Below are 26,941 nucleotides of genomic sequence, written 5' to 3'. Positions count from 1 at the left end.
CCTTCAAGCAGTGGTCGGAATGAGGCGCTCGAATAGCGCCTCTACAGTATTAAAGCGTTCTTCGGGGCGCTCCATCGGCACGAGGAACTTGAACATCGTGGCGCCTTCGAATTTGTAGCGTTTGGGCTGGCTCTGGATCAGTTTGATCAGTGTCAGCGGGTCGACCGGGGTCTGTGCCGCGAACTCGATCCGACCGCCTTGCGGGCCGCCGTCGACTTTCTTGATGCCCAGCTGTTCGGCTTGCAATTTCAGCGCCGTGATCCGCACCAGGTTCTTGGTCGGTTCCGGCAACAGGCCGAAGCGGTCGATCATCTCCACTTGCAGGTCCTTGAGGCCTTCCTCATCGGTGGCCGAGGCAATGCGTTTGTAGAGAATCAGTCGGGCATGAACGTCCGGCAGGTAGTCTTCAGGAATCAACGCCGGTACACGCAGATTGACTTCCGGACCGCCACCCAGCGGTTGATCGAGGTTCGGCTGTTCGCCCTTGCGGATCGACTTCACCGCACGCTCGAGCATTTCCATGTACAGCGTGAAACCCACGGCCTGGATCTGCCCGCTCTGGCCGTCGCCCAGCAGTTCGCCGGCGCCACGGATTTCCAGGTCGTTGGTGGCGAGCACGAAGCCCGCGCCGAGGTCCTGGGTGTTGGCGATCGCTTCCAGACGCTTTTCCGCGTCGGGAGTGATTTGCTGGCGTGGCGGTGTCAGCAGGTAAGCATACGCCTGGTGGTGACTGCGACCTACCCGGCCACGCAACTGGTGCAACTGGGCCAGGCCGAACTTGTCGGCGCGTTCGATGATGATGGTGTTGGCGCTCGGCACGTCGATGCCGGTCTCGATGATGGTCGAGGCGATCAGCACATTGAAGCGCTTGTGATAGAAGTCGCTCATCACCTGTTCGAGTTCACGTTCGCGCATCTGCCCGTGGCCGATGCCGATCCGCGCTTCCGGCACCAGTTCGGCGAGGTCGGCGGCGCATTTCTCGATGGTCTTCACATCGTTGTGCAGGTAGTAGACCTGGCCGCCACGTAGCAACTCACGCAGCAGGGCCTCTTTGACCGTGCTCTTGTTCTGCTCCATGACGAAGGTACGCACCGACAAGCGACGGGCCGGCGGTGTGGCGATGATCGACAGGTCGCGCATGCCCGACACCGCCATGTTCAGCGTCCTCGGAATCGGCGTTGCGGTCAGTGTCAGGATGTCGACTTCACTGCGCAGTGCCTTGAGCTGTTCTTTCTGACGGACACCGAAACGGTGCTCTTCGTCGATGATCACCAGCCCCAGGTTTTTGATTTTTACGTCATCTTGCAGCAGCTTGTGTGTGCCGATAACGATGTCGATCTTGCCTTCGGCCAGGTCCGCAACTGCGGCGTTCACTTCCTTGGCCGACTTGAAACGGCTCATCACTTCCACCGTCACCGGCCAGTCGGCAAAGCGGTCGCGGAAGCTGTTGTAGTGTTGCTGGGCGAGCAGGGTGGTCGGCACCAGAATCGCCACCTGACGACCGCCGTGCACCGCGATGAACGCCGCGCGCATGGCCACTTCGGTCTTGCCGAAGCCGACGTCGCCGCAGACCAGCCGATCCATCGGTTTCGGCGCGAGCATGTCTTCGCGCACCGCTTCGATGGTGGTTTGCTGGTCCGGGGTTTCTTCGAACGGGAAACCGGCGCTGAAGGTCGCGTAATCGGCTTTCGGGTCGGCGAAGGCATAACCCTCGCGAGCGGCGCGGCGGGCATAGATGTCGAGCAACTCGGCGGCCACGTCGCGCACCTGTTCGGCGGCCTTGCGCTTGGCTTTCTGCCAGGTCTCGGAGCCAAGGCGGTGCAGCGGGGCCAAGGCATCGTCACTGCCGGTGTAGCGGGCGATCAGGTGCAGGTTGGCCACCGGCACGTACAGCTTGGCGCCTTCGGCGTATTCGAGGGTCAGGAACTCGGCGGCCTGGTTGTCGATTTCCAGGATCGTCAGCCCCAGATAGCGGCCGACACCATGATCGATGTGCACCACCGGCGCACCTTCGCGCAGCTCGGTGAGGTTTTTGATCACCGCATCGTTGTTCGCGTCGGCGCGTTTTTCGCGGCGACGGCGCTGCATTACGCGCTGACCGAACAATGGGCTTTCGGCAACCAGGGCCAGCGCTGGGTCGTCCAGCAACAGGCCTTCGTCGAGTGGTGCAATGGTGATCGCCAAGCGCTCTTTGCTGGCGACAAAGTCCGGCCAGCTGTCGACGGTTTTCGGTCGCAGCTTCAAGCGTTCGAGCAATTCCAGCAGCACTTCACGACGGCCCGCGGACTCGGCGGTAAACAGCACGCGGCCGGGGAATTCGTCGAGGAAACTGGCCAGCGCCGCCAACGGCTGAGTGGCCTTGGCTTCGATGGCCAGGTTCGGCAGCGGCTGAGCCGGGAAGCGCTCGCGGCCGACACCGGTTTCGACGTCTTGTTGACTGGCCACCACACGGGGCCAGCTCTTCAGGCGCGCAAAGCAGTCTTCCACCGGCAGGAACAACTCGGCCGGTGGCAGTAAAGGACGGGACGGATCGACGCGGCGCTCTTCATAGCGGTTGCGCACATCGTTCCAGAAATTTTCCGCAGCCTGTTCGATGCCCGGCAGGGAAAACACTTGCGTGTCCTGGGGCAGGTAATCGAACAGAGTGGAGGTTTCCTCGAAGAACAGTGGCAGGTAGTACTCGATGCCCGCCGGCGTAATCCCGCTGCTCAAATCCTGGAAAATCGGGCAGCGACGGAAGTCGACATCGAAGCGCTCGCGAAACCGCGCCTTGAAACGGGTCACGGCTTCTTTCTGCAGCGGGAATTCCTTGGCCGGTAACAGTTTGACCGAGTCGACCTTGTCGATGGAACGCTGGTTTTCCGGGTCGAAAGTGCGCAGGGTTTCGATTTCGTCGTCGAACAGGTCAATGCGATAAGGCAACTTGCTGCCCATCGGGAACAGGTCGATCAGCGAGCCACGCACAGTAAATTCGCCATGCTCGTACACGGTATCGACGTAGCGATAACCGGTGGCCTCAAGCCGGGTGCGCATCTGCTCGACATCGAGTTTCTGGCCGACATCCAGCACCAGGCTGCTGCCGAGCAGGAATTTGGTCGGCGCCAGACGGTGCAGGGCAGTGGTGATCGGCACCACCAGAACGCCATGCGCCAGCTCCGGCAACCGATACAGGCTGGCGATACGCTGCGAGATGATGTCCTGGTGTGGCGAGAACAGGTCGTAGGGCAGGGTTTCCCAGTCGGGGAAGTGCAGAACAGGCAAATCCGGGGCGAAGAAACTCAGCTCCTGTTCCAGCCGTTCGGCACTCTGGCTGTCGGCGGTCAGTAGCAAGGTAAAGCGCTTGGCAGCGCTGGCGGCCTCGGCGATGGCCAGGCTCAGGGCGGCACCGGGCAGGTTGCCCCAGTGCTGTTTACCTGCCGCGGCAGGGAGAAGCGGTAGACGCAGAACGGGCACGGAAGGTTGAGCTCCAAGCGTTGCGACAAAGTCGGTAATTGTAACGGTCTCGGGTGCCGGCTGTCAGTTGCAGACTGTGTCTATATACACAGGGTGAGCAAAATGTAGTGGTAATGACAAAAACTGGCGATTTAATACTGGAAATGTAGTGCCAAAACCGCTCGGTGTTACGGATGGTTACGGACACTGTGGCGTGATCGTCGAAAAATTGACTGTGCTGAAAGCCCCGTATTTACTGGGCTGGCGCGGGACGTGATTTTTTTGAACGGAATTTTGTTACCGCTCGTGCGACAGGCGCGCATTGCTACGGGAGGCACTCGGCGGCATAATGTAGCCCCTTTTTTCTGCCCCTACATGTGGAAGGTTCCCGTGACTCAGAAGCCCGACCAGTGTCTTGGTGAATGGATCGACCGTGAAGCACTCGCAGAAGCGATGATTCCGCTTATCGGTCAGCTCTACCGCAATAACAACGTGGTGAGCTCGATCTATGGCCGCAGTCTGATCAACCAGTCTGTCATCGCGATTCTCAAAGCTCACCGCTTTGCTCGCCATCGCCAGTCCGATGACAGCGAATTGTCCGTCCACGAAACATTCCCGCTGCTCAAGGCAATGAGCGAGCTCAAGCTCGGCGCTGCTTCGGTAGATCTGGGCAAGTTGGCCGTCAAATTCAAGGCCGAAGGCAATGGCCGTACCGCCGAAGCGTTCGTCCGTGATGAACTGGCTGATGTGGTCGGCAAGCAGAATGGTTCCGGTCGTACCGGCACCGACGTTGTCCTGTACGGCTTCGGTCGTATCGGTCGTCTGCTGGCGCGCATCCTGATCGAGAAAACCGGTGGTGGCGACGGCCTGCGTCTGCGTGCCATCGTTGTCCGCAAGGGCGCCGAGAACGATCTGGTCAAGCGTGCCAGCCTGCTGCGTCGCGACTCGGTGCACGGTTCGTTCAACGGCACCATCACCATCGATGAAGCCAACAACACCATCACCGCTAACGGCAACCTGATCCAGGTTATCTACGCGAAGAACCCGACTGAAGTGGATTACACCCAGTACGGCATCAAAAACGCGTTGCTGGTGGACAACACCGGTGTATGGCGTGACGCCGACGGCCTGGGTCAGCACCTGGCCTGCCCGGGTATCGACCGCGTTGTTCTGACCGCGCCTGGCAAAGGCAAGCTGAAGAACATCGTTCACGGTATCAACCACGGTGAAATCACCGCTGACGACAAGATCGTTTCTGCCGCTTCCTGCACCACCAACGCCATCGTGCCGGTGCTGAAAGCTGTCAACGACAAGTTCGGCATCGTCAACGGTCACGTTGAAACGGTTCACTCGTACACCAACGACCAGAACCTGATCGACAACTTTCACAAAGGCAATCGTCGTGGCCGTAGTGCCGCGTTGAACATGGTGATCACCGAGACCGGTGCTGCCACGGCTGCCGCCAAGGCGCTGCCTGAACTGGCCGGCAAGCTGACCGGTAACGCGATTCGTGTTCCGACGCCAAACGTGTCGATGGCCATTCTCAACCTGAACCTTGAGAAAGCCACCACCCGTGAAGAGATGAACGAGTACCTGCGCTACATGGCGCTGCACTCCGATCTGCATAAGCAAATCGACTTCGTCAACTCGCAGGAAGTGGTTTCCACCGACTTCGTGGGCTCGCGCCACGCAGGCGTAGTGGACGCTGAAGCGACCATCTGCAACGACAACCGCGTTGTTCTGTACGTCTGGTACGACAACGAATTCGGTTACAGCTGCCAGGTAGTTCGCGTGATGGAAGACATGGCCGGTGTAAACCCGCCAGCATTCCCGCGCTAAGCCTTAGCCGCACATGAAAACGCCCCGACTTCGGTCGGGGCGTTTTTGTTTGTGCGGGGCGCAATCTGCCGGGAGAAAGTGCTGGCAGCCGGTTAGCCGCAAGCCTTCATGTCTACGGGGCCGACAAACTCATTGCCGCGGCCCATCACGCACGCCACGCTCTGGTTGCGCTGACGTTCCCATGCCTGAACCGGGTAGGTCTTGTTCCAGGCTTCGTACAATTGCCGATCCTGTTTCGACAGGCGTAAGCCGTACTGCTTGCTCATGTAGAAATAGGTTCGGGCGATCATGCCGCGAATGGAAGGGCGGGGCATGACCTTCTTCGCCTTGAAGTCGATCTGAGTCAGGCACGAGCCATATTGACCCGATTGCACGGGTAGCCAGCCGAAACTGAAATTGCTCCGATCGCCATTCACCTCGCCGATGCTGGGTACCAGATTGTGCAGGTCGGCCTCAGCTTTTTGATAGGTCGGGTCGTAGCGCGTGCAGTTCTTGCGACCTCCTTGTTGCCAGCACTGACGCTGATGGCCGATCTGCCAGGCCGGGACAATGTGTTCCCACTCGATGCGCGAGGCGCGCTTGGCGTTTTTGCGTGGCACATAACCACAGGCGGCGAGGTTCACGCGGTCGCCGGTGTATTTGCAGCCGCAATAGAACTCGGTGGATTGCGGAGCGTACAACTTCCAGGCGACTTTCTTGGCTTCGTTGAAGGTGCGTGGGGCGCCAGCCTGGGCGCCAAGGGTGATGAGCAGAAACAGCAAAGCAAGCCAGCGGACGCTCATTGACTCAATCTTCCTTCGGCACAACCCAGAAAATCTGCACGCCGCCATCGTCGCGATGGGCGAGGGTGACGTTGTCGTTCTCGTCGATTTCTTCGAGCAAACGCTCCCACTCATCCACGGGTTCGTCCGGAAGACGGAAGATCAGTGCAGCTTTGGCTTTCTGGGCGGTGGGGGAATTGATGATTTTCTGAATGCGCATACCCAGGCGTTCGTAAGCGTCAGGAGAGGCGGAGGTAGTGGCCACGGAGTTATCCTTATTAAGCTGTACGTGCATACAGTATTTAACTGTAGGCATTTTCGCAACTGCTTAAAATTCAAGAAAATCTTCTGACAGTGGTTTTTTCCGTTTGGTGTAGGGCGAAGGGAGATTTTTTATCGGAAAGAGGTCGTGAACCACTCGCCAGGACTGGCGAGTGGTGACAGCGGTGCCCGACCGCGAACGGGTCGGGCGCGGGCGAATCAGTACTCCCAGAACATCCGTTGCAGCTCTTTGCTGTCGTTGGTCTTGGTCAGTGCGACCATGGCCAGGATGCGGGCTTTTTGCGGGTTCAGGTCGTGAGCAACAACCCAGTCGTACTTGTCGTCAGGCTGTTCAGCGTTACGCAGCACGAAACCGCCGGCATTGACGTGAGAAGAGCGAATGATTTGTACGCCGTCTTTGCGCAAGGCCTGCAGGGCGGGAACCACGCGGGACGATACCGAGCCATTGCCGGTGCCGGCGTGGATGATGGCTTTGGCGCCCGACTGCGCAAGGGCTTTGTAGGCGGTGTCGCTGACGTTGCCATAGGAGTAGGCAATTTCGACGTCAGGCAGACTCTTGATGGTTTTGATGTCGAATTCCGAGTCCGTGGTGTGACGCTTGGCCGGCAGGCGGAACCAGTAGGATTTGCCTTCGACCACCATGCCCAACGGGCCCCAGGCACTTTTGAACGCCTCGGTCTTGATGTTGATCATTTTGCTGACATCGCGACCCGACTGGATTTCATCGTTCATGGTCACCAACACGCCTTTGCCGCGCGCGTCTTTGCTGCTGGCCACGGCGACGGCGTTGTACAGGTTCAGCATGCCGTCGGCCGACATGGCGGTGCCAGGGCGCATGGAGCCGACGACGATAATCGGCTTGTCGGTTTTCTCCACCAGGTTCAGGAAGTAAGCAGTTTCTTCCAGGGTGTCGGTGCCGTGGGTGATGACAATGCCATCGACGTCTTTGCTGTCGGCCAGTTCAGCCACGCGACGTCCCAGTTGCAGCAGGTTGTCGTTGGTGATGCTTTCGGATGCGATCTGCATGACTTGTTCGCCGCGAACGTTGGCCAATTGGCTCAGTTCCGGAACTCCTGCGATCAATTGTTCGATGCCGACTTTCGCCGCTTGGTAGGTGGCGCTGTTGGCGGCGCTGGCGCCCGCGCCGGCAATGGTGCCGCCGGTGGCCAGGATCACCACGTTCGCCAGTTTCTGTTGGGTTTCGATTTCTTTTGCCTGAAGGGCTGTAGGCAGAAGCATAAGCAGGGCCAAGGCGCCCGGAATAAAAGTGTTGAAGGCAGATTTCATTATTGTTTTCTCTAGTAGTGAGGCGGTGCAGATGCAAGTTCATCTAGAAGCGCCCCAAGCAGATCTGAACGCCGGGGGTGTAGAAGAAGAGCAGGATCTGTACCAGTCGGACGCTGGAGAAGGTGATCTTTTAACCTGATGATTTTTATCAATATTGTTGCCGTGGCTGGCGATACTTCGCGCCTGGCTGTCCGGGTTTCCGAATATGTTCAGCTTTTATGTTCGGCTCACCGACCTTCATTGAGAAGGTCGCCTTGCAAAATCGAAAATCGGTGCTAAAGAAAACCCCGCACAGGTCGATGCTCCTTTAAAGGATCTATTTTTTCAGGAGTTCACATGTCGTTTACTGTCGGTTTTGCAAATGCAGGCGCAATCACTATCGGGGGTAAATCCCCGGCGACCATCAACGACTTGAGTGAAGCAACATCCGACGCCTCGGCCCAGGCGCTGGGCGAAGAGCAGGGCGACGACAAGCAGGTCAGAACCGGTGGCGGCGCGGCGGCTCAGAGCGAAAGCAAATCCGAGAAAACCAGCAGTCAGAGTATTGCGGTGCAGGTATTGCTCAAGCGCATGCAGGAACTGCAGCAGCAACTGCGCGAACAGCAACAGCAACTGGCGGCCGCTCAGGCGGCGAATTATTCGACCCCGGAAGCCAAGGCCAGCGCAGTCATGACAATCCAGGGGCAAATCGCCAATACCAGCGCTGCGCTGGCGCAAGTGACCGGCAATCTGGTCAAGGAGCTGGCCAAGGATTCCAGCGGCGGCGGTCTGGTCAACACCACGGCGTGAGGCAAAACGGGGTTGGCTTTTGCCAACCGAGACACGGAACGGGGCGTTGACAAATCTCGGCAGGGTTCGCATAGTTCGGTCTACGCAAACGTTTGCGCGGTCGCCGTCGATGGGTTGATCCATTGATGATCCAGCGCAAGCGTTGCTAAGAATAATCATAAGATCGGAGTGAACCCATGAAGCTGCCATTCGCTGGACGTCTTCTCGCTGTCGCTATGCTGGCTGCCGCATCCGCCGCGTTGCCTGTCTCTTCGGCATTCGCCGCAACCCCTGAAAAACCTAAAGTCGCGCTGGTCATGAAATCCCTGGCCAACGAGTTCTTCCTGACCATGGAAGACGGCGCCAAGGCCTACCAGAAAGACCATTCCGGCGACTTCGAGCTGATCTCCAACGGCATCAAGGACGAAACGGACACGGCCGGCCAGACGCGCATCGTCGAGCAAATGATCCTGTCCAAGGTCAACGCGCTGGTCATCGCTCCGGCAGACTCCAAGGCCATGGTCCCGGTCATCAAGAAAGCAGTCGATGCCGGTATCACCGTGATCAACATCGATAACCAGCTGGACCCGGCTGTCGTCAAAAGCAAAAACATCACCGTTCCATTCGTAGGCCCGGACAACCGCAAAGGTGCGCGCCTGGTGGGTGAATACCTGGCCAAGCAACTGAAGGCCGGTGACGAAGTCGGCATCATCGAAGGCGTTTCCACCACCACCAACGCCCAGCAGCGCACTGCCGGCTTCAAGGATGCGATGGAAGCGGCGCAGATCAAAGTCGTGTCCCTGCAGTCCGGCGATTGGGAAATCGACAAGGGCGGCAAAGTGGCCTCGTCGATGCTCAGCGAATACCCGAACATCAAGGCCCTGCTTGCCGGCAACGACAGCATGGCGGTCGGCGCGGTCTCTGCCGTACGTGCCGCCGGCAAGGCCGGCAAGGTGCAAGTGGTCGGTTACGACAACATCAATGCGATCAAGCCAATGCTCAAGGATGGCCGTGTCCTGGCCACCGCCGACCAGTTTGCTGCCCGGCAAGCAGTGTTCGGCATTGAGACCGCGCTGAAAATCATCAAGGGCGAGAAAGTCGATAGCGGCGCCAACGGCGTCATCGAAACTCCGGTAGAGCTGGTTACCAAGTAGTCTTTCTGGCGACACAACGGTGCTCGCCCCTTGGGGCGGGCGCATGGAGAGTTTTTATGTCAGTTTCCGCCCCGAACGCTGTCCTCTCGGTCAGCGGTATCGGTAAGACCTACGCTCAACCTGTCCTGACCGGCATCGACCTGACGCTGATGCGCGGCGAAGTGCTGGCGCTGACCGGCGAGAATGGTGCCGGCAAAAGTACGCTGTCGAAAATCATTGGCGGGCTGGTCACGCCGACCACCGGCCAGATGCGATTCCAGGGGCAGGATTACTGCCCCGGCAGCCGCAGCCAGGCTGAAAAGCTGGGCGTGCGCATGGTCATGCAAGAACTCAATCTGTTGCCGACATTGTCGGTGGCGGAAAACCTGTTCCTCGACAACCTGCCCAGCCTCGGTGGCTGGATCAGCCGCAAGCAACTGCGCAGGGCGGCGATCGAGGCCATGGCTCAGGTCGGCCTCGATGCCATCGATCCGGACACCCTGGTCGGTGAGCTGGGTATCGGTCACCAGCAGATGGTGGAAATCGCCCGCAACCTGATCGGCGATTGCCATGTGCTGATCCTCGACGAGCCGACCGCGATGCTGACGGCCCGTGAAGTTGAAATGCTCTTCGAGCAGATCACTCGCCTGCAGGCGCGCGGCGTGGCGATCATCTACATTTCCCACCGTCTCGAAGAACTGGCACGGGTGGCCCAGCGCATCGCGGTATTGCGCGACGGCAACCTGGTCTGTGTCGAGCCGATGGCCAATTACAACAGCGAGCAACTGGTCACCCTGATGGTCGGCCGTGAGCTGGGCGAGCACATCGACATGGGCCCGCGCAATATCGGTGCTCCGGCCTTGACGGTCAAAGGGCTGACCCGTTCCGACAAGGTTCGCGATGTGTCCTTCGAGGTGCGCGCCGGCGAGATCTTCGGGATCTCCGGTTTGATCGGGGCAGGGCGCACCGAGTTGCTGCGCCTGATCTTCGGCGCCGATACAGCTGACAGCGGCACCGTCGCGCTGGGTTCGCCGGCTCAGGTGGTGGATATTCGTTCGCCAGCCGACGCGGTCGGTCATGGCATCGCGCTGATCACCGAAGATCGCAAGGGCGAGGGCCTGCTGCTGACGCAATCGATCAGCGCCAATATTGCCCTGGGCAATATGCCGGTGATTTCCAGCGGCGGCTTCGTCAACAACGGTGACGAGATGTCGCTGGCCCAGCGTCAGATCGATGCCATGCGCATTCGCAGTTCCAGTACGACGCAATTGGTCTCGGAATTGTCCGGCGGCAATCAGCAGAAAGTGGTGATCGGCCGTTGGCTCGAACGCGACTGCACGGTGATGCTGTTCGACGAGCCGACCCGAGGCATCGACGTCGGCGCCAAGTTCGACATCTATACATTGCTCGGTGAGTTGACCCGTCAGGGCAAAGCACTGGTGGTGGTGTCCAGCGACCTGCGCGAACTGATGCTGATCTGTGACCGCATTGGGGTGCTGTCGGCAGGGCGTCTGATCGACACCTTCGAGCGTGACAGCTGGACCCAGGATGATTTGCTTGCCGCCGCGTTCGCCGGCTACCAAAAACGTGATGCGTTGCTCAACGAAGCAGCGCCTAGGGATCTTCCATGAATACTGCAACTCTGGTCGGCAAACGTAGTGGCAATTTTTACGGCCTCGGCACTTACCTGGGCCTGGCCGGTGCCTTGCTGGCGATGGTCGCGCTGTTCTCTGTGTTGAGCAGCCATTTCCTGTCTTACGACACCTTCAGCACCCTGGCCAACCAGATTCCCGATCTGATGGTGCTGGCGGTCGGCATGACCTTCGTATTGATTATCGGCGGAATCGATTTGTCGGTGGGTTCGGTGCTGGCGCTGGCGGCGTCGACAGTCAGCGTGGCGATTCTCGGCTGGGGCTGGAGCGTGCTGCCGGCGGCGTTGCTGGGAATGGGTGCCGCGGCACTGGCGGGCACCATCACCGGTTCGATTACCGTGGCCTGGCGGATTCCGTCGTTCATCGTGTCCCTCGGTGTGCTGGAAATGGCGCGGGGCCTGGCATACCAGATGACCGGTTCGCGCACCGCTTATATCGGTGACGCCTTCGCCTGGCTGTCCAACCCGATCGCATTCGGCATCTCGCCGTCGTTCATCATTGCCTTGCTGATTATCTTCATCGCCCAGGCTGTGCTGACGCGTACGGTGTTCGGTCGTTACCTGATCGGCATCGGCACCAATGAAGAGGCGGTACGTCTGGCGGGGATCAATCCGAAGCCCTACAAGATTCTGGTCTTCAGTCTGATGGGATTGCTGGCCGGTATTGCTGCACTGTTTCAGATTTCTCGCCTGGAAGCGGCGGACCCGAATGCCGGCTCCGGTCTGGAACTGCAAGTGATCGCTGCGGTGGTGATCGGCGGCACCAGCCTGATGGGCGGGCGCGGTTCGGTGATCAGCACGTTCTTCGGTGTACTGATCATCTCCGTGCTGGCGGCCGGTCTGGCGCAGATCGGCGCGACCGAGCCAACCAAACGCATCATTACCGGTGCGGTTATCGTGGTGGCGGTGGTGCTCGATACCTATCGCAGTCAGCGCGCAAGCCGGCGGACCTGAGTCATGGCAACGATCAAGGATGTAGCGGCACTCGCGGGCATTTCCTACACCACGGTTTCCCATGTGGTAAACAAGACGCGGCCAGTCAGTGAGGAAGTGCGGATCAAGGTCGAGGCGGCAATCAAAAGCCTCGACTACGTGCCCAGCGCCGTGGCTCGCTCGTTGAAGGCGAAAACCACCGCGACCATCGGCCTGCTGGTGCCCAACAGCCTCAACCCGTACTTCGCCGAGCTGGCCCGTGGCATCGAGGATTACTGCGAGCGCAATGGCTATTGCGTCATTCTCTGCAATTCCGATGACAACCTGGACAAGCAGCGCAGCTACCTTCGCGTGCTGCTGGAAAAGCGCATCGACGGCTTGATCGTAGCGTCTGCCGGTGGTGACAGCAGCCTGGCCGAAGGCCTGACGGGTGTGCGTACGCCGATGGTGATCGTCGACCGTGACCTCGAGGGCGTCGACGCGGACCTGGTGCGCATCGATCACGAATACGGTGCCTATCTGGCGACCCGGCACTTACTGGAGTTGGGGCATCGGGACATCGCCACGATTGGCGGCCCGGCGAGTACCAGCGTGGCGCAGATGCGTCTGGCCGGTTATTGCCGGGCGTTGAAAGAGGCGGGCGTCGAGGTGCCGCGTGAGCGCATGCTGGAAAGCGACTTCACCAGCACCGGCGGTTACAACGCCGCCGCAATCCTGCTGGAAAAGAATCCGCCCAGCGCGATCTTCGCCGGCAACGACATGATCGGCATCGGTGTGTTGCGCGCCGCTGCCGAACGCAATATTCGTGTGCCCACCGAGCTGTCGGTGATTGGTTTCGACGATATCCAGATGAGCCGTTACGTCTATCCGGCGTTGACCACCGTGGGCCAGTCAATCCTGCAACTTGGCGAGATGGCGGCCGAGGTGTTGCTGCGTCGGATCGCCGCGCCGGATCTGGCGACCGATCAGCGCATCGTGACGCCCAGTATTGTCCTGCGGGAATCGACCGCGCCGCTGGCCGGTGTGTTTGCCCAATATCGCTGAGCCGAAAGCACCGCTAAACAAAAAAAGCACCGCTGAAATCGAATTGATGAGTAAAGATGTATGCCAGCAAAAGTAGTGGTAATAGGCAGCCTGAACATGGACCTGGTGACCCGGGCGCCACGGCTGCCCCATGGTGGTGAAACGTTGATCGGCCAGTCATTTGCCACGGTTTCCGGAGGCAAGGGTGCGAACCAGGCCGTGGCCGCGGCGCGGCTGGGAGCGCAGGTGTCGATGGTCGGTTGTGTCGGCAGCGATGCTTATGGCGAAGCGCTGCGCGGAGCGCTGTTGGCCGAGCGGATCGATTGCCAGGCCGTCACTACGGTCGAGGATTCCAGCGGCGTGGCGTTGATCGTGGTCGATGACAACAGTCAGAACGCGATCGTGATTGTTGCCGGTGCCAACGGCGCGCTGACCCCTGAGGTGATCGACCGTTTCGACAACGTATTGCAGAAGGCGGATGTCATCATCTGCCAGCTGGAAGTGCCGGATGCCACGGTCGGCCATGCTTTGAAACGCGGTCGTGAGCTGGGCAAGACCGTGATCCTCAATCCGGCGCCGGCCAGTCGCCCGCTGCCGGCGGATTGGTATGCGGCCATCGATTACCTGATCCCCAACGAAAGCGAAGCGTCGGCCTTGAGCGGTTTGCCGGTGGATTCCCTGAGCACTGCCGAAGCCGCCGCGACCCGCTTGATCGCCATGGGCGCCGGTAAGGTGATCATCACCCTTGGCGCTCAGGGATCGCTGTTCGCCAATGGCATCACCTTCGAGCATTTCCCGGCACCGAAAGTGAAAGCAGTCGATACCACCGCGGCCGGCGACACGTTTGTCGGTGGTTTCGCAGCGGCCCTGGCGGCCGGCAAAAGCGAGGCCGAGGCGATCCGTTTCGGTCAGGTCGCCGCTGCGCTGTCGGTCACCCGGGCTGGCGCGCAACCTTCGATTCCTACCTTGTCCGACGTACAGGCGTTTAAAGCACCATGAAAAAGACACCTTTGCTCAACGTCGCGTTGTCGCGGCTGATCGCATCCCTGGGTCATGGCGACACCGTTGTGATCGGCGATGCGGGCTTGCCAGTACCACCCGGCGTCGAGTTGATTGACCTGGCCTTGACCCATGGCATTCCGGATTTCATCAGTACCTTGAAGGTTGTGCTCAGCGAAATGCAGGTCGAAAGCCATGTGCTGGCCCATGAAATTCTCGATAAAAAACCGTCGGCCTTAAGCGTGCTGGATGAACTGAATGCCGAAGGTGCGCTTGGCCGGCGCGAGCTGATCAGTCATGAACAATTCAAGGCGCTCAGCCGACAAGCGAGGGCGATTGTTCGTACAGGCGAATGTCAGCCGTACTGCAACATCATTTTAGTGGCTGGCGTAACGTTCTAACTTTCCGTTCTTCCCACGCACAAGGAGTGCGCTATGCATCGCTACGCTCAGAAACTGCATCACCTGCTTCGGAGTCTGCTGCTTTTGTCCCTGATTACCGCAACAAGCGCCTACGCGGCGGAAAAGATCGACTTGATCATCGACACCGATCCAGGTGCCGACGACGTGGTCGCCTTGCTGTTTGCCCTGGCCTCGCCGGAAGAGTTGAACATTCGTGCGCTGACCACCGTCGCTGGCAACGTGCGTCTGGACAAGACCTCGCGTAATGCGCGTCTGGCCCGTGAATGGGCAGGGCGTGAGGAGGTGCCGGTGTACGCGGGGGCGCCGAAACCGCTGATGCGCACGCCGATCTATGCCGAAAACATCCACGGCAAGGAAGGTCTGTCCGGTGTCACCGTGCATGAGCCGAAGAAAGGCCTGGCCGAAGGCAATGCAGTCAACTATCTGATCGATACCCTGAAGGCCGCCAAACCCCATAGCATCACCATCGCCATGCTCGGCCCGCAGACCAACCTGGCCTTGGCGCTGATCCAGGAGCCTGAAATCGTTGAGGGCATCAAGGAAGTGGTGATCATGGGCGGTGCGCACTTCAATGGTGGCAACATCACCCCGGTGGCCGAGTTCAATCTGTTCGCTGACCCGCAGGCGGCGGAAGTGGTGCTGAAGAGTGGCGTCAAACTGACCTATCTGCCGCTGGACGTGACCCACAAGATCCTCACCAGTGAAGCGCGCCTGCAGCAAATCGCCGCATTGGACAACAATGCCAGCAAGCTGGTGGGCGATATTCTCAACGAATACGTCAAAGGTGACATGGAGCACTACGGCATTCCGGGTGGCCCGGTGCATGACGCCACGGTCATCGCTTACCTGCTCAAGCCGGAACTGTTTACCGGTCGCTCGGTAAACGTGGTGGTCGACAGTCGAGAAGGGCCGACCTTCGGTCAGACCGTTGTCGACTGGTATGACGGCCTGAAGGCACCGAAGAATGCCTTCTGGGTTGAAAATGGCGACGCCCAGGGCTTCTTCGATCTGCTGACCCAGCGCCTGGCTCGCTTGAAGTAATCCATAGACCCGCAGGTGCCAGCCTGCGGGGTTTTCCGCTACTCGGTATCCGTTGCACTCATGCCCTTATAGTCGTCGGAGTACTTCTCGAGAACCTGGGTTATGAAGGTCTGGGCGGCCTGTGTCCCCAATTCCTTGACCAGCAAATCGATACCAATGATTGCCAGCTCTTCCGGACTGCCCGGGCTGTAAGAGCTGTGGCCCTGTGGCCACTTGATTGTGATATTGGCGTCGATGCTTACGGTGGTCATGATGGCGCTCGTGAAGTCGGGAAAGTCTGAGTGTCGAGTTAACCATTTTGCAGGACGTTTGGCACTCCGACTTAGGCATCAGGAGAGGGCTATGCGACACTTGGTCTTTGACGAATTTTCAAGGATTGTGCTGTGCAGATCGATTTGAACACTCCTGACGGCTTGACCCTCGAAGCAGTGCGTCAGCTACTGGCTTCTGCCAGCGACGATGAGCACACTCAGTTGCGGGTCACCAAGGGCGGCATCGCTTACATTTCGTCGGGTGTCGTGGGTGGTACTGATATCGACGGGCTGCGGTTTCGCCTGGAAACATGGGCCAAGGGCTCGGGTTATGTCGGACGGGTCGCAGCCAGCGATGAGGTGTGGGTCATGCAGATCTTCAACGCGCTGAAAGACAACTGGCCGAATCCGCCGTACGACTACATCGACGTCTATTGAACGCTGTTCATATTCAGTGACGATTGCGGGATGAACGCCAGGGCGATGCTCAGGCAAACTCGCCACTCGYCCAGATCGAGGGCAGGGCGATAGCGCCCGCCTTGAAACCAAACACCAAAATGGCGGTCGCACGATCTCTGCTTAATTTTTGAAAGAAAGGAGGCTTCATGCCTTGGAAGCTCGCATCATTGGGTACGTTGTTGGCCGCCACTCTGCTGGCCGGTTGCAGCAGTACGTCCACCGAGTCGGCAAAGGACCCTGTGGCGACCGATACCGGCCACAGCCGTTGTGAAGCAAAGGCTGCCGAATTCACCATTGGCAAAAAGGCTTCGCCCGAATTGCTGGAGCAGGCGCGTACCCGTGCAGGCGCGCAGAATGCCCGGTTTCTCAAGCCTGATGACATGGTGACTCTGGAGTACCGCTCCGATCGCCTGAACCTGAGCACCGACAGCAATCTGGTGGTCACCCGCGTCAACTGCGGCTGATTGTTTTTGTTTCACCCATAAAAAACCCCGTCACATGGACGGGGTTTTTTTAGTGCGCCAGAAAATTACTCTGGGCGAACTTGTGCAGCTTGCATACCCTTTTGGCCTTTCTCAGCCACGAAGGAAACGGTTTGGCCTTCTTTCAGGCTTTTGAAACCGTCGCTTTCGATAGCTTTGAAGTGTACGAACAGGTCGTCACCGCCACCTTGAGGAGTGATGAAGCCGAAGCCTTTTTCATCGTTGAACCATTTAACGGTGCCGGTTTGGCGATTAGACATGGTGTATCTCCAAGAAACATATATTTTCAGTAGTACTGTGCTGCTCAGGCCAACTGGGCACACCGGAGTATCATAGTCGAAATGTTCGCTTTGGGAGCCCCCCGGACGTGCTGTTTGCCCTACAGTCGCGTTCTCTTTGTTGCTCTGTATGGCTGAAAGCCCCGTTTTAAAAGGCTTTCAGCCGAAAGTAAAGACAATAAAAAAAGCTGTAAAACCTGCATAAATCGTACGAAAAAGCTGAAATCCATCATTTTTTATCAGCGTTGGGCCGAGTCAAAAGGACTTTTTCCTCACTTTTTCGCCGGTGCATTGGCCTTGCATTTGGCGATCTCGCCCAGTGCCTTTTGTTGCAGTTCCGGGGTGGCCTTGTTGTCCATCAGCGACTGAATATCGCTGGCCGGGTAGGATTTGATCGCGTCGGCGCCACAAGCGCAGTGGGATTTTGYCGCAGCAGCGCCAATCTGAGGGGAAGCCGCCTGTGTGCACTGAGCCATGTACTTCTCGCGCTCACCCTTTGGCCAGTCGGCATGGGCGGCCAACGGCAGCAACAGGACGAGGGGGGCGACTACTGCGAATAAACGATTCAGACGCATGCTGAGATGCTCCTTTCGGGTCAATGTCTTTTATCTGATGGGTGACACGGGGTTCAAGTTCAGCACTCTGGCACAAAAAAGCCTGATTTGCCCCAGCAGAAAACCTCGGTGCATCGATGACCGTTCATCTGTGCTAGCATGCCTGGCTCGGGTGTTTGCAGGCTCCGGATGACCTTCCGTCCCGGCAGCGGCAAATGCGCGAATAACCCTGATTTGAATCCCAGTCACTCTGGTTCGGTTTTCCGGTTGGCCGCAAGGCTCCTGCCGCTGTAAGGCAGGCGTTCGTCATTGAATGGCCTGGATCGGATCTTGTACTGGCTCATCCCAACCCACGTGACCTTTGGTAGGGGTCACCACTAGGAGAGGAGGCGCCATGCCAACTATTACTCTTCCCGACGGCAGTCAACGTTCATTCGATCACCCGGTTTCCGTAGCCGAGGTCGCCGCATCCATCGGTGCAGGCCTGGCCAAGGCCACCGTAGCCGGCAAGGTCAATGGCAAGCTGGTCGACGCCAGCGACATCATCGACAGCGATTCTTCGCTGCAAATCATTACGCCAAAGGATGAAGAGGGGCTGGAGATCATTCGCCACTCTTGCGCCCACCTGGTTGGCCACGCGGTCAAGCAGCTGTACCCGACGGCCAAGATGGTCATCGGTCCGGTCATCGAAGAAGGCTTCTATTACGATATCGCCTTCGAGCGTCCTTTCACGCCTGACGACCTGGCCGCCATCGAACAGCGCATGCAGCAGCTGATCGAGAAAGATTACGACGTGATCAAGAAAGTCACTCCGCGCGCCGAAGTGATCGAAGTGTTCAAGGCTCGCGGCGAAGACTACAAACTGCGTCTGGTCGAAGACATGCCGAACGAGCAGGCCATGGGTCTGTACTATCACGAAGAATACGTCGACATGTGCCGCGGTCCGCACGTGCCGAACACGCGCTTCCTGAAATCCTTCAAGCTGACCAAGCTGTCCGGCGCCTACTGGCGTGGCGATGCCAAGAACGAGCAATTACAGCGCGTCTACGGCACCGCATGGGCGGACAAGAAGCAGCTGGCGGCTTACATCCAGCGCATCGAAGAAGCTGAAAAGCGCGATCACCGCAAGATCGGCAAGCGTCTGGGCCTGTTCCACACCCAGGAAGAGTCGCCGGGCATGGTGTTCTGGCACCCGAACGGCTGGACGCTGTACCAGGTGCTCGAGCAGTACATGCGCAAGGTTCAGCGCGACAACGGTTACCTGGAGATCAAGACTCCACAAGTCGTTGACCGCAGCCTGTGGGAGAAATCCGGGCACTGGGCCAACTACGCCGACAACATGTTCACCACGCAGTCGGAAAACCGCGACTACGCCATCAAGCCGATGAACTGCCCGTGCCACGTGCAGGTGTTCAATCAGGGCCTGAAAAGCTACCGCGAGCTGCCGATGCGTTTGGCCGAGTTCGGTGCCTGCCACCGTAACGAGCCGTCGGGTGCACTGCACGGCATCATGCGTGTTCGCGCCTTCACTCAGGACGATGCTCACATCTTCTGTACTGAAGAGCAGATGCAGGCCGAATCCGCCGCGTTCATCAAGCTGACCATGGACGTCTATGCCGACTTCGGCTTTAAAGAAGTCGAAATGAAACTGTCCACTCGTCCGGAAAAACGCGTCGGTTCCGACGAGTTGTGGGATCGCGCCGAAGCGGCATTGGCCGCAGCCCTTGATAGTGCGGGCCTGCCGTACGATCTGCAGCCGGGCGAGGGTGCGTTCTACGGTCCGAAGATCGAGTTCTCGCTGAAAGATTGCCTCGGCCGTGTCTGGCAGTGTGGTACCCTTCARCTCGATTTTAACCTGCCTGTCCGTCTGGGAGCCGAATACGTCTCCGAAGACAACAGTCGCAAGCACCCGGTGATGTTGCACCGGGCGATCCTGGGTTCCTTCGAGCGCTTCGTCGGAATTCTGATCGAGCACTACGAGGGTGCATTCCCCGCGTGGCTGGCGCCGACCCAGGCAGTGATTATGAATATCACTGATAAACAAGCCGATTTTGCCGCCGAGGTTGAAAAAACTCTCAACGAAAGCGGATTTCGTGCCAAGTCTGACTTGAGAAATGAAAAGATCGGCTTTAAAATCCGCGAGCATACTTTGCTCAAGGTTCCCTATCTCTTGGTTATCGGAGATCGGGAAGTCGAGATGCAGACTGTCGCTGTGCGTACTCGTGAAGGTGCTGACCTGGGCTCGATGCCCGTCGCCCAGTTCGCTGAGTTTCTCGCGCAAGCGGTTTCCCGGCGTGGTCGCCCAGATTCGGAGTAATTATTATTAAGCGTGAAATGAGACAAGATAAACGAGCTGCACCGAAAGCCCCGATCAACGAGAATATCTCGGCACGCGAGGTTCGGTTAATTGGGGCTGAAGGTGAACAGCTTGGGATTGTGTCAATTGAAGACGCGCTTCTTAAGGCTGAAGAGGCCAAACTGGATTTGGTGGAAATTTCCGCCGATGCAGTACCCCCTGTTTGCAAACTGATGGACTACGGCAAATCGATCTTCGAAAAGAAGAAGCAGATTGCCGCGGCCAAGAAAAACCAGAAGCAGATTCAGGTTAAAGAAATCAAGTTTCGTCCAGGGACGGAGGAAGGGGATTACCAGGTAAAACTGCGCAACCTGGTACGTTTCCTGAGTGACGGGGACAGGGCCAAGGTATCCTTGCGATTCCGCGGCCGTGAGATGGCCCACCAGGAGCTGGGGATGGAACTCCTCAAGCGAGTTGAAGGTGACTTGCTCGAGTACGGTTCGGTCGAACAGCATCCTAAGATGGAAGGACGCCAGCTGATCATGGTCATCGCCCCGAAAAAGAAGAAGTAATCAACAGGGCACGGCAGGCCTTCTGATTATGTTTATCAACTGAATGCGGAGTATCCGAACATGCCAAAAATGAAAACGAAAAGTGGTGCTGCTAAGCGGTTTTTGAAAACTGCTAACGGTATCAAGCACAAGCACGCTTTCAAGAGCCACATCCTGACTAAAATGTCGACCAAGCGTAAGCGTCAACTGCGCGGTAGCAGCTTGCTGCATCCGTCTGACGTGGCAAAAGTCGAGCGCATGCTGCGCCTTCGTTAATTTTAGTCAAGAATAGAGGAAGTAACTCATGGCTCGTGTAAAGCGTGGCGTCATTGCCCGTAAACGTCACAAAAAAATTCTGAAACTTGCTAAAGGCTACTACGGCGCTCGCTCGCGCGTATTCCGTGTTGCCAAGCAAGCGGTAATCAAGGCAGGCCAATACGCCTACCGTGACCGTCGTCAGAAAAAACGTCAGTTCCGCGCTCTGTGGATCGCTCGTATCAACGCTGGTGCACGTATCAACGGTCTGTCCTACAGCCGTTTCATCGCCGGCCTGAAAAAAGCGTCCATCGAGATCGACCGTAAGGTTCTGGCTGATCTGGCAGTGAACGAAAAAGCGGCGTTTGCTGCGATTGTCGAGAAAGCTAAAGCCACCTTGGCTTAAGTACCCCCGACAGTCACCCGGTCTCACCTCTGTGGGGCCAGGTGTTAAACGTCATAAATAGGGGAAGAGCCTTCAAGCTCTTCCCCTATTTTGTATCTGGAGTCTGTACATGGAAAACCTGGATGCGCTCGTCTCTCAAGCACTAGAGGCTGTGCAAAGCGCTGAAGATATCAATGCCCTGGAGCAAATCCGGGTTCACTACCTTGGCAAAAAGGGTGAATTGACTCAGGTGATGAAGACCCTGGGGAATTTGCCGGCAGAAGAGCGTCCGCAAGTCGGTGCGCTGATCAACGTTGCCAAGGAGCGTGTCACAGAGGTTCTCAATGCGCGCAAGGCGTTGTTCGAGGAGGCCGATCTTGCGGCCAAGCTCGCCGCCGAATCCATTGACGTGACCCTGCCTGGCCGCGGCCAGACCTCAGGCGGTCTGCATCCGGTTACCCGGACTCTGGAACGTATCGAGCAGTTCTTCACCCACATTGGCTACGGCATCGCCGAAGGCCCTGAGGTCGAAGACGATTACCACAACTTCGAAGCGCTCAACATCCCAGGCCATCACCCGGCCCGGTCGATGCATGACACCTTCTATTTCAATGCCAACATGTTGCTGCGCACCCATACCTCGCCGGTACAGGTCCGCACCATGGAATCGAAACAGCCGCCGATCCGCATCGTCTGCCCAGGCCGTGTGTACCGCAGCGACTCCGATATCACCCACTCGCCGATGTTCCACCAGGTCGAAGGCCTGCTGGTCGACCGCGATATCAACTTCGCCGACCTGAAAGGGACCATCGAAGAGTTCCTGCGCGTGTTCTTCGAAAAAGAACTTGCCGTGCGTTTCCGCCCTTCGTATTTCCCGTTCACCGAGCCATCCGCTGAAGTCGACATGGAATGCGTGATGTGCAGCGGTAAAGGCTGCCGTGTCTGCAAGCAGACTGGCTGGCTGGAAGTCATGGGCTGCGGCATGGTTCACCCGAACGTGCTGCGTATGTCCGGGATCGACCCGGAAGAGTTTTCGGGCTTTGCCTTCGGCATGGGCGTTGAGCGTCTGGCCATGCTGCGTTACGGCGTGAACGACTTGCGTCTGTTCTTCGACAACGACTTGCGGTTCCTCGCGCAATTTCGCTAGTCGTAACGAATTCTTAGGAGAGCAGGATGAAATTCAGTGAACAATGGCTGCGTGGCTGGGTAAGCCCGCAGGTAAATCGCGACGAGCTGGTTGCTCGTCTGTCGATGGCCGGTCTTGAGGTCGATAGCGTTACGCCGGCCGCCGGTGAATTCAGTGGTGTGGTGGTGGGCGAGGTGCTGAGCACCGAGCAACACCCGGACGCCGACAAGCTGCGCGTTTGCCAGGTCAGCAGTGGCGCGGAGACCTTCCAGGTTGTGTGCGGTGCGCCAAACGTGCGCCCGGGCCTGAAGATCCCGTTCGCCATGATCGGTGCCGAACTGCCAGGCGATTTCAAAATCAAGAAAGCCAAGCTGCGTGGCGTTGAATCCAACGGCATGCTGTGCTCCCAGGCTGAGCTGCAAATTGGCGAAGGCAACGACGGCTTGATGGAATTGCCGGCCGATGCGCCGGTCGGTCAGGACATTCGTGAATACCTGAACCTGGAAGACGCCAGCATCGAGGTCGACCTGACCCCGAACCGCGGTGACTGCCTGTCTCTGGCCGGTCTGGCCCGCGAAGTTGGTGCGCTTTATGCTGCCCCGGTGGTGCGCCCGGCCATTGCCAGCGTTCCTGCCGTGCACGACGAAGTGCGTTCGATCGAAGTGTTGGCGCCGAACGCTTGCCCGCGTTATCTGGGTCGCGTGATCCGTAACGTTGACCTGTCCAAGCCTACGCCACTGTGGATGGTCGAGCGCCTGCGTCGCGCCGACGTGCGTAGCATCGACGCCGCCGTCGACATCACCAACTACGTGATGCTGGAACTGGGCCAACCGCTGCACGCATTCGATCTCGCCGAAATCAATGGCGGCATCCGCGTGCGCATGGCTGAAGATGGCGAGAAGCTGGTGCTGCTCGACGGTCAGGAAGTCAGCCTGCGTAGCGATACGCTGGTGATCGCCGACCACACCCGTGCCTTGGCTATCGCCGGCGTCATGGGGGGCGAGCACAGCGGCGTCAACACCGCGACCACCCGCGATATTTTCCTGGAAAGCGCGTTCTTCGACCAGATTGCCGTCGCTGGCAAGGCGCGTTCCTACGGCCTGCACACCGACGCTTCGCACCGCTACGAGCGTGGCGTGGACTGGAAGCTGGCCCGTGAAGCCATGGAGCGCGCTACTGGCCTGCTGCTGGACATCACCGGTGGCGAAGCCGGCCCGATCGTCGAAACCGTCAGCGAGCAGCATCTGCCGTCGATCGCACCGATCACCCTGCGTGCCCAACGCATCACCCAGATGCTGGGCATGGAAATGGATTCGGCCGAAGTCGAGCGTCTGCTCAGCGCTTTGGGCCTGACCATTACTGCCGATGGGGCAGGGCAGTGGCGCGTTGAAGTGCCAAGCTTCCGTTTCGACATCAGCCTGGAAGTCGACCTGATCGAAGAGCTGGCCCGTCTGTACGGCTACAACCGTCTGCCGGTTCGCTACCCGCAAGCCCGTCTGGCACCACAAGCCAAGGCTGAAGCGCGTAGCGATCTGCCTGAGCTGCGTCGTCTGCTGGTGGCCCGTGGTTATCAGGAAGCGATCACCTACAGCTTCATCGATTCGAAACAGTTCGAGTTGTTTAATCCGGGTGTCGAGCCGCTACTGCTGGCCAACCCGATTTCCAACGACATGGCTGCCATGCGTTCGTCCCTGTGGCCGGGCCTGGTCAAGGCGCTTCAGCACAACCTGAACCGCCAGCAGGATCGCGTCCGCCTGTTCGAAAGCGGTCTGCGTTTCGTTGGTCAGCTGGAAGGCCTGAAGCAAGAGCCGATGCTGGCTGGTGTGGTGTGCGGTAGCCGTCTGCCGGAAGGCTGGGCGCAAGGTCGCGATGTCGTGGATTTCTTCGACGTCAAAGCCGATGTGGAAGCGGTGCTGGGCTTCGCCGGTGCACTGGATGCGTTCACGTTTGTGCCGGGTAAACACCCTGCGTTGCACCCGGGTCAAACCGCGCGCGTCGAGCGTGATGGTCGCCTGGTCGGCTATGTCGGTGCTATCCACCCTGAATTGTCGAAAACCCTCGGTCTCGACCGTCCGGTCTTCGTTTTCGAGCTGGTTCTGGCCGAAGTGGCTTTGGGCAAAATGCCAAAATACAGCGAGTTGTCGCGCTTTCCTGAAGTGCGTCGTGACTTGGCATTGATTGCGGCCACGGACGTGCCGGCCACTGCTGTGCTGGATGTAATCCGTGAAAATGCAGGCGAATGGCTCACGGACCTCAGGCTATTTGACGTGTATCAGGGTAAAGGCATTGATCCTGATAGAAAAAGCCTTGCGGTCGGCTTGACCTGGCAGCATCCATCGCGCACTCTTAATGACGATGAGGTGAATACCGCAACGCAAAACATCCTCACCTCGCTCGAACAAAGGTTGAACGCCACGTTAAGGAAGTGACGTATGGGGGCTTTGACGAAAGCTGAGATGGCGGAACGTCTGTACGAAGAGCTGGGCCTGAACAAGCGGGAGGCCAAGGAATTGGTCGAACTGTTTTTCGAAGAAATCAGGCACGCGCTCGAAGACAACGAACAAGTCAAATTGTCCGGTTTCGGCAATTTCGACCTTCGGGACAAACGCCAGCGGCCTGGCCGCAATCCGAAAACGGGAGAAGAAATCCCGATCACGGCTCGCCGTGTGGTCACCTTTCGTCCAGGGCAGAAGTTGAAGGCCCGAGTTGAGGCTTATGCTGGAACCAAGTCATAACGACGAACTACCCGTCATCCCGGGCAAACGCTACTTCACCATTGGTGAAGTCAGCGAGCTGTGTGCGGTAAAACCACACGTGCTGCGCTACTGGGAGCAGGAGTTTCCTCAACTCAACCCCGTCAAACGCCGCGGAAACCGCCGGTATTATCAGCGCCAGGATGTGCTGATGATCCGGCAGATCCGCGCGCTTCTTTACGATCAGGGGTTCACCATCGGCGGCGCACGCTTGCGTTTGTCCGGCGATGAAGCCAAAGACGACACCACCCAATACAAACAAATGATCCGCCAGATGATCGCCGAGCTGGAAGATGTTCTGGTGGTCCTCAAGAAATAAATTCCTGCTTTTAAATACTTCCAGTTTTCAAAAGCTTGCGATATATTCTTGAGCGTTCCTCGAGATGAGGGACAGAGTCAACGCCTAGTCGGGGCGTAGCGCAGTCCGGTAGCGCACTAGCATGGGGTGCTAGGGGTCGAGTGTTCGAATCACTCCGTCCCGACCATATAATTCAAGGGGTCGCGAGATTTTATCTCGCGACCCCTTTTTGTTTTTAAGTGTTTTTGCCCCTGTCCCGTCCTGAATCAGGTTAACACCTGTCTCAGGACTAGACATTGGCGCTGCCCTCGATCTGTGATGCGTGGAGTACATATGCGCTCCTTCTGGGTTTCCGGGCCAGAAGGGCTCGGGGGGTTATTGCTCCATGATCACCCGGTACCGCTTTTGGTACTCCTCATACGACGGTGCAGATTTATTCAACTGCTGAATTTGCTGCAGCTTCCACTGATCTTTGCTGAGCGGCCCGCCCGGAGCAGAAGTTGCTGCAGTGTCGGCAACGGGCGCGGTGGCGGCCGGTGTAGTGGAAGAGCTAGAGGTGTTGAGGTTACCCAAGCATTGGTATTGGACAACTATCTGACCTGCAATGCAGGTACCGTAGCCATTCATCTGGTTGCAGTGCTGGGTTTTTCCTCCAAAGGCCTCTGCATCGGAGTAACCCCACAACGCGCATTTTGATTTAGCAATGCTCTGGGCTTGCTCGACTCGAACCACAGGGGTCTCAAACTGCTGGAAGTCATATGCCATATCAACGACGCCATCAGCTCGGCTTCCCCCTTTGGCGTAAAAGTCCTTGTTAGTGGCGCAACCCGCGAGGGTTGCTGACAATGCGAGGGCGAGAGCTACTGATAACTTGCGGGCAACAGGGGGCGATGCTGAGAAGGTCATATATGGACTCCGTTCATCTTTAGAGCAGTCCGCAAACTCCGCGGTTCATTACTGTACTGTAGGCGGAGGCCGAGCATTCTGTAGTCTTCAACGATAAACAGAGGCTATTTATTCAATCTGCCTTTGTGCCGTTTCTGTGGCGATTGTATGCACCCTCGCCACAGGGCACGACGATTACTCCTTCAATTCGACGTGATCCAGTGCCTGGTTCACCGCCAGTTCACCGAGCATGACCACTTGGGCGATGCCCAGCAGGGTCTTGCGACGTGAGGTCTCCAGCAACGCTGCGAAATTGTTGAGCATGAGGGTGGCCGAGCCGAGTGTTTCGCTGGCGTTGGCCAGCAGGGATTCGGTGTTGTACTTCGGGTTGGCGAAGTACATAGGCTCGGGTTCGTTTGTGGAGGCCATGATCTGAGCAGCCGGGTTTAGGTAGTGGTCGAGGGCGCGCTCGGCGGCTTCGTGTAGCTTTTTGGAATCGAGGGATTCGTACGGAGATGTCGGGTCTGTGATCGGCGGATTGGGTGTAGGTTTGAACATAGATGAAACTCCTCATGCCATAAGTAAGGAGCCATCCACCCTCGCTACCAAACGGGGTGGCGGCCATGCGCAGGTTGGTAGACCGGGACATGAGGAGGCCGGCGCACCCGAAGGTGCCCTGTGCATGACCACCATAAAACCGAGACGACAAAACGCCGCGAATGGTGATGCTGTGCAAATCTCATGTACGGGCTACCAAACCCGATCACTGTTTTTCAGTGACCGGGAAACGATAAAAG

At 58.2% G+C, this 26,941-nt stretch carries 29 protein-coding genes and 1 tRNA gene; 21 read left to right on the top strand and 9 right to left on the bottom strand.

Annotated features, from left to right (window positions below):
- Nucleotides 1–3: 3 nt before the first annotated feature.
- Nucleotides 4–3,453, bottom strand: a complete 3,450-nt coding sequence (mfd, locus tag AC1DIS_RS14130; protein ID WP_018930293.1) for a transcription-repair coupling factor — start codon at nt 3,451–3,453, stop codon at nt 4–6.
- Nucleotides 3,454–3,807: 354 nt separating this feature from the next.
- Between mfd and AC1DIS_RS14125 the strand changes: the two genes are divergently transcribed.
- Nucleotides 3,808–5,271 carry a glyceraldehyde-3-phosphate dehydrogenase gene (locus AC1DIS_RS14125; protein ID WP_026286742.1) on the top strand — a complete coding sequence of 488 codons (1,464 nt, stop codon included), beginning with the start codon at nt 3,808–3,810 and terminating at the stop codon, nt 5,269–5,271.
- A gap of 92 nt (nt 5,272–5,363) precedes the next feature.
- On the opposite strand, the gene AC1DIS_RS14120 is transcribed toward AC1DIS_RS14125, so the two are convergent.
- The 3 genes from AC1DIS_RS14120 to AC1DIS_RS14110 form a co-directional block, all read right to left on the bottom strand.
- On the bottom strand, nt 5,364–6,053 hold the full coding sequence (locus AC1DIS_RS14120; protein ID WP_477744350.1) for an endonuclease: 690 nt from the start codon (nt 6,051–6,053) through the stop codon (nt 5,364–5,366).
- Between the two features lie 4 nt (nt 6,054–6,057).
- Complete coding sequence (locus tag AC1DIS_RS14115) at nt 6,058–6,348, bottom strand: DUF1654 domain-containing protein (RefSeq protein WP_064616810.1); 291 nt, start codon at nt 6,346–6,348, stop codon at nt 6,058–6,060.
- Nucleotides 6,349–6,512: 164 nt separating this feature from the next.
- Nucleotides 6,513–7,601 (bottom strand): asparaginase, encoded by a 1,089-nt coding sequence (locus AC1DIS_RS14110; RefSeq protein ID WP_477744349.1) that lies wholly within the window; start codon nt 7,599–7,601, stop codon nt 6,513–6,515.
- Here AC1DIS_RS14110 and AC1DIS_RS14105 point away from each other — a divergent pair.
- From AC1DIS_RS14105 to AC1DIS_RS14065, 9 genes are all read left to right on the top strand, one after another.
- A complete protein-coding gene (locus AC1DIS_RS14105) occupies nt 7,582–7,740 on the top strand; it encodes a hypothetical protein (protein WP_167331207.1) in 159 nt (52 codons plus the stop codon). The two genes, AC1DIS_RS14110 and AC1DIS_RS14105, sit on opposite strands and share 20 nt — an antisense overlap.
- Before the next feature lie 197 nt (nt 7,741–7,937).
- On the top strand, nt 7,938–8,390 hold the full coding sequence (locus AC1DIS_RS14100; protein WP_111455368.1) for a hypothetical protein: 453 nt from the start codon (nt 7,938–7,940) through the stop codon (nt 8,388–8,390).
- 176 nt (nt 8,391–8,566) lie between these two features.
- Nucleotides 8,567–9,523 (top strand): sugar ABC transporter substrate-binding protein, encoded by a 957-nt coding sequence (locus AC1DIS_RS14095; protein ID WP_019582837.1) that lies wholly within the window; start codon nt 8,567–8,569, stop codon nt 9,521–9,523.
- A gap of 56 nt (nt 9,524–9,579) precedes the next feature.
- The gene (locus AC1DIS_RS14090; protein ID WP_477744348.1) at nt 9,580–11,133 is read left to right on the top strand and encodes a sugar ABC transporter ATP-binding protein; all 1,554 of its coding nucleotides are present in this window, start codon (nt 9,580–9,582) and stop codon (nt 11,131–11,133) included.
- Nucleotides 11,130–12,107: an ABC transporter permease gene (locus tag AC1DIS_RS14085; protein WP_007940220.1), complete on the top strand. Its 978-nt coding sequence runs from the start codon at nt 11,130–11,132 to the stop codon at nt 12,105–12,107. The genes AC1DIS_RS14090 and AC1DIS_RS14085 overlap by 4 nt, the downstream gene beginning before the upstream one ends.
- Nucleotides 12,108–12,110: 3 nt before the next feature.
- Complete coding sequence (locus AC1DIS_RS14080) at nt 12,111–13,130, top strand: LacI family DNA-binding transcriptional regulator (RefSeq protein ID WP_019649606.1); 1,020 nt, start codon at nt 12,111–12,113, stop codon at nt 13,128–13,130.
- 60 nt (nt 13,131–13,190) lie between these two features.
- On the top strand, nt 13,191–14,108 hold the full coding sequence (gene rbsK, locus AC1DIS_RS14075; RefSeq protein WP_477744347.1) for a ribokinase: 918 nt from the start codon (nt 13,191–13,193) through the stop codon (nt 14,106–14,108).
- Nucleotides 14,105–14,509: a D-ribose pyranase gene (rbsD, locus tag AC1DIS_RS14070; protein WP_477744346.1), complete on the top strand. Its 405-nt coding sequence runs from the start codon at nt 14,105–14,107 to the stop codon at nt 14,507–14,509. Before rbsK ends, rbsD begins: the two co-directional genes overlap by 4 nt.
- A 33-nt stretch (nt 14,510–14,542) precedes the next feature.
- Complete coding sequence (locus AC1DIS_RS14065) at nt 14,543–15,571, top strand: nucleoside hydrolase (RefSeq protein WP_018930282.1); 1,029 nt, start codon at nt 14,543–14,545, stop codon at nt 15,569–15,571.
- 38 nt (nt 15,572–15,609) lie between these two features.
- On the opposite strand, the gene AC1DIS_RS14060 is transcribed toward AC1DIS_RS14065, so the two are convergent.
- Entirely contained in the window at nt 15,610–15,822 is a 213-nt protein-coding gene (locus tag AC1DIS_RS14060) for a hypothetical protein (RefSeq protein WP_018930281.1), read from the bottom strand.
- 132 nt (nt 15,823–15,954) lie between these two features.
- Here AC1DIS_RS14060 and AC1DIS_RS14055 point away from each other — a divergent pair, with 132 nt between their 5' ends.
- Entirely contained in the window at nt 15,955–16,260 is a 306-nt protein-coding gene (locus tag AC1DIS_RS14055) for a hypothetical protein (RefSeq protein WP_018930280.1), read from the top strand.
- A gap of 167 nt (nt 16,261–16,427) precedes the next feature.
- Nucleotides 16,428–16,745 (top strand): I78 family peptidase inhibitor, encoded by a 318-nt coding sequence (locus tag AC1DIS_RS14050; protein WP_018930278.1) that lies wholly within the window; start codon nt 16,428–16,430, stop codon nt 16,743–16,745.
- Between the two features lie 65 nt (nt 16,746–16,810).
- Here AC1DIS_RS14050 and AC1DIS_RS14045 read toward each other — a convergent pair whose 3' ends face one another.
- Nucleotides 16,811–17,023 (bottom strand): cold-shock protein, encoded by a 213-nt coding sequence (locus AC1DIS_RS14045; RefSeq protein WP_003179963.1) that lies wholly within the window; start codon nt 17,021–17,023, stop codon nt 16,811–16,813.
- A 290-nt stretch (nt 17,024–17,313) separates the two neighbouring features.
- Nucleotides 17,314–17,616 (bottom strand): hypothetical protein, encoded by a 303-nt coding sequence (locus AC1DIS_RS14040; RefSeq protein ID WP_477780932.1) that lies wholly within the window; start codon nt 17,614–17,616, stop codon nt 17,314–17,316.
- Between the two features lie 373 nt (nt 17,617–17,989).
- Between AC1DIS_RS14040 and thrS the strand changes: the two genes are divergently transcribed.
- The 9 genes from thrS to AC1DIS_RS13995 all read left to right on the top strand — a co-directional run bounded on the left by thrS (nt 17,990) and on the right by AC1DIS_RS13995 (nt 25,446).
- A complete protein-coding gene (thrS, locus tag AC1DIS_RS14035) occupies nt 17,990–19,912 on the top strand; it encodes a threonine--tRNA ligase (protein WP_007940231.1) in 1,923 nt (640 codons plus the stop codon).
- Nucleotides 19,912–20,463 carry a translation initiation factor IF-3 gene (gene infC, locus AC1DIS_RS14030; protein WP_172435341.1) on the top strand — a complete coding sequence of 184 codons (552 nt, stop codon included), beginning with the start codon at nt 19,912–19,914 and terminating at the stop codon, nt 20,461–20,463. Before thrS ends, infC begins: the two co-directional genes overlap by 1 nt.
- A gap of 60 nt (nt 20,464–20,523) precedes the next feature.
- Nucleotides 20,524–20,718: a 50S ribosomal protein L35 gene (gene rpmI, locus AC1DIS_RS14025; protein WP_002553160.1), complete on the top strand. Its 195-nt coding sequence runs from the start codon at nt 20,524–20,526 to the stop codon at nt 20,716–20,718.
- Nucleotides 20,719–20,746: 28 nt separating this feature from the next.
- Nucleotides 20,747–21,103 carry a 50S ribosomal protein L20 gene (rplT, locus tag AC1DIS_RS14020; protein ID WP_007905879.1) on the top strand — a complete coding sequence of 119 codons (357 nt, stop codon included), beginning with the start codon at nt 20,747–20,749 and terminating at the stop codon, nt 21,101–21,103.
- 109 nt (nt 21,104–21,212) lie between these two features.
- Entirely contained in the window at nt 21,213–22,229 is a 1,017-nt protein-coding gene (gene pheS / locus AC1DIS_RS14015; RefSeq protein WP_007940232.1) for a phenylalanine--tRNA ligase subunit alpha, read from the top strand.
- A 26-nt stretch (nt 22,230–22,255) separates the two neighbouring features.
- The gene (gene pheT / locus AC1DIS_RS14010) at nt 22,256–24,637 is read left to right on the top strand and encodes a phenylalanine--tRNA ligase subunit beta (protein ID WP_477748841.1); all 2,382 of its coding nucleotides are present in this window, start codon (nt 22,256–22,258) and stop codon (nt 24,635–24,637) included.
- Between the two features lie 3 nt (nt 24,638–24,640).
- Nucleotides 24,641–24,943, top strand: a complete 303-nt coding sequence (ihfA, locus tag AC1DIS_RS14005) for an integration host factor subunit alpha (protein WP_002553164.1) — start codon at nt 24,641–24,643, stop codon at nt 24,941–24,943.
- Nucleotides 24,924–25,280 carry a MerR family transcriptional regulator gene (locus AC1DIS_RS14000; protein ID WP_003179985.1) on the top strand — a complete coding sequence of 119 codons (357 nt, stop codon included), beginning with the start codon at nt 24,924–24,926 and terminating at the stop codon, nt 25,278–25,280. The genes ihfA and AC1DIS_RS14000 overlap by 20 nt, the downstream gene beginning before the upstream one ends.
- 89 nt (nt 25,281–25,369) lie before the next feature.
- A tRNA-Pro gene (locus AC1DIS_RS13995) sits at nt 25,370–25,446 on the top strand.
- Nucleotides 25,447–25,634: 188 nt separating this feature from the next.
- On the opposite strand, the gene yecR is transcribed toward AC1DIS_RS13995, so the two are convergent.
- Nucleotides 25,635–26,165: a YecR family lipoprotein gene (yecR, locus tag AC1DIS_RS13990; protein ID WP_477744343.1), complete on the bottom strand. Its 531-nt coding sequence runs from the start codon at nt 26,163–26,165 to the stop codon at nt 25,635–25,637.
- 174 nt (nt 26,166–26,339) lie between these two features.
- Nucleotides 26,340–26,702, bottom strand: a complete 363-nt coding sequence (locus tag AC1DIS_RS13985) for a DUF6124 family protein (RefSeq protein WP_477744342.1) — start codon at nt 26,700–26,702, stop codon at nt 26,340–26,342.
- Between the last annotated feature and the right edge of the window lie 239 nt (nt 26,703–26,941).

Source organism: Pseudomonas sp. 05N433, from assembly GCF_056396925.1.
This window is presented reverse-complemented; position numbering and strand designations above follow the sequence as displayed.

Excerpts from the sequence above, each read along its gene's own strand:
- AC1DIS_RS14125 (WP_026286742.1), top strand. The coding sequence starts at position 3,808 with ATGTGGAAGGTTCCCGTGACTCAGAAGCCCGACCAGTGTCTTGGTGAA.
- AC1DIS_RS14120 (WP_477744350.1), bottom strand. The coding sequence starts at position 6,053 with ATGAGCGTCCGCTGGCTTGCTTTGCTGTTTCTGCTCATCACCCTTGGC.
- AC1DIS_RS14115 (WP_064616810.1), bottom strand. The coding sequence starts at position 6,348 with ATGCCTACAGTTAAATACTGTATGCACGTACAGCTTAATAAGGATAAC.
- AC1DIS_RS14110 (WP_477744349.1), bottom strand. The coding sequence starts at position 7,601 with ATGAAATCTGCCTTCAACACTTTTATTCCGGGCGCCTTGGCCCTGCTT.
- AC1DIS_RS14100 (WP_111455368.1), top strand. The coding sequence starts at position 7,938 with ATGTCGTTTACTGTCGGTTTTGCAAATGCAGGCGCAATCACTATCGGG.
- AC1DIS_RS14095 (WP_019582837.1), top strand. The coding sequence starts at position 8,567 with ATGAAGCTGCCATTCGCTGGACGTCTTCTCGCTGTCGCTATGCTGGCT.
- AC1DIS_RS14090 (WP_477744348.1), top strand. The coding sequence starts at position 9,580 with ATGTCAGTTTCCGCCCCGAACGCTGTCCTCTCGGTCAGCGGTATCGGT.
- AC1DIS_RS14085 (WP_007940220.1), top strand. The coding sequence starts at position 11,130 with ATGAATACTGCAACTCTGGTCGGCAAACGTAGTGGCAATTTTTACGGC.
- AC1DIS_RS14080 (WP_019649606.1), top strand. The coding sequence starts at position 12,111 with ATGGCAACGATCAAGGATGTAGCGGCACTCGCGGGCATTTCCTACACC.
- rbsK (WP_477744347.1), top strand. The coding sequence starts at position 13,191 with ATGCCAGCAAAAGTAGTGGTAATAGGCAGCCTGAACATGGACCTGGTG.
- rbsD (WP_477744346.1), top strand. The coding sequence starts at position 14,105 with ATGAAAAAGACACCTTTGCTCAACGTCGCGTTGTCGCGGCTGATCGCA.
- AC1DIS_RS14065 (WP_018930282.1), top strand. The coding sequence starts at position 14,543 with ATGCATCGCTACGCTCAGAAACTGCATCACCTGCTTCGGAGTCTGCTG.
- AC1DIS_RS14060 (WP_018930281.1), bottom strand. The coding sequence starts at position 15,822 with ATGACCACCGTAAGCATCGACGCCAATATCACAATCAAGTGGCCACAG.
- AC1DIS_RS14050 (WP_018930278.1), top strand. The coding sequence starts at position 16,428 with ATGCCTTGGAAGCTCGCATCATTGGGTACGTTGTTGGCCGCCACTCTG.
- AC1DIS_RS14045 (WP_003179963.1), bottom strand. The coding sequence starts at position 17,023 with ATGTCTAATCGCCAAACCGGCACCGTTAAATGGTTCAACGATGAAAAA.
- rpmI (WP_002553160.1), top strand. The coding sequence starts at position 20,524 with ATGCCAAAAATGAAAACGAAAAGTGGTGCTGCTAAGCGGTTTTTGAAA.
- rplT (WP_007905879.1), top strand. The coding sequence starts at position 20,747 with ATGGCTCGTGTAAAGCGTGGCGTCATTGCCCGTAAACGTCACAAAAAA.
- pheS (WP_007940232.1), top strand. The coding sequence starts at position 21,213 with ATGGAAAACCTGGATGCGCTCGTCTCTCAAGCACTAGAGGCTGTGCAA.
- pheT (WP_477748841.1), top strand. The coding sequence starts at position 22,256 with ATGAAATTCAGTGAACAATGGCTGCGTGGCTGGGTAAGCCCGCAGGTA.
- ihfA (WP_002553164.1), top strand. The coding sequence starts at position 24,641 with ATGGGGGCTTTGACGAAAGCTGAGATGGCGGAACGTCTGTACGAAGAG.
- AC1DIS_RS14000 (WP_003179985.1), top strand. The coding sequence starts at position 24,924 with ATGCTGGAACCAAGTCATAACGACGAACTACCCGTCATCCCGGGCAAA.
- yecR (WP_477744343.1), bottom strand. The coding sequence starts at position 26,165 with ATGACCTTCTCAGCATCGCCCCCTGTTGCCCGCAAGTTATCAGTAGCT.
- AC1DIS_RS13985 (WP_477744342.1), bottom strand. The coding sequence starts at position 26,702 with ATGTTCAAACCTACACCCAATCCGCCGATCACAGACCCGACATCTCCG.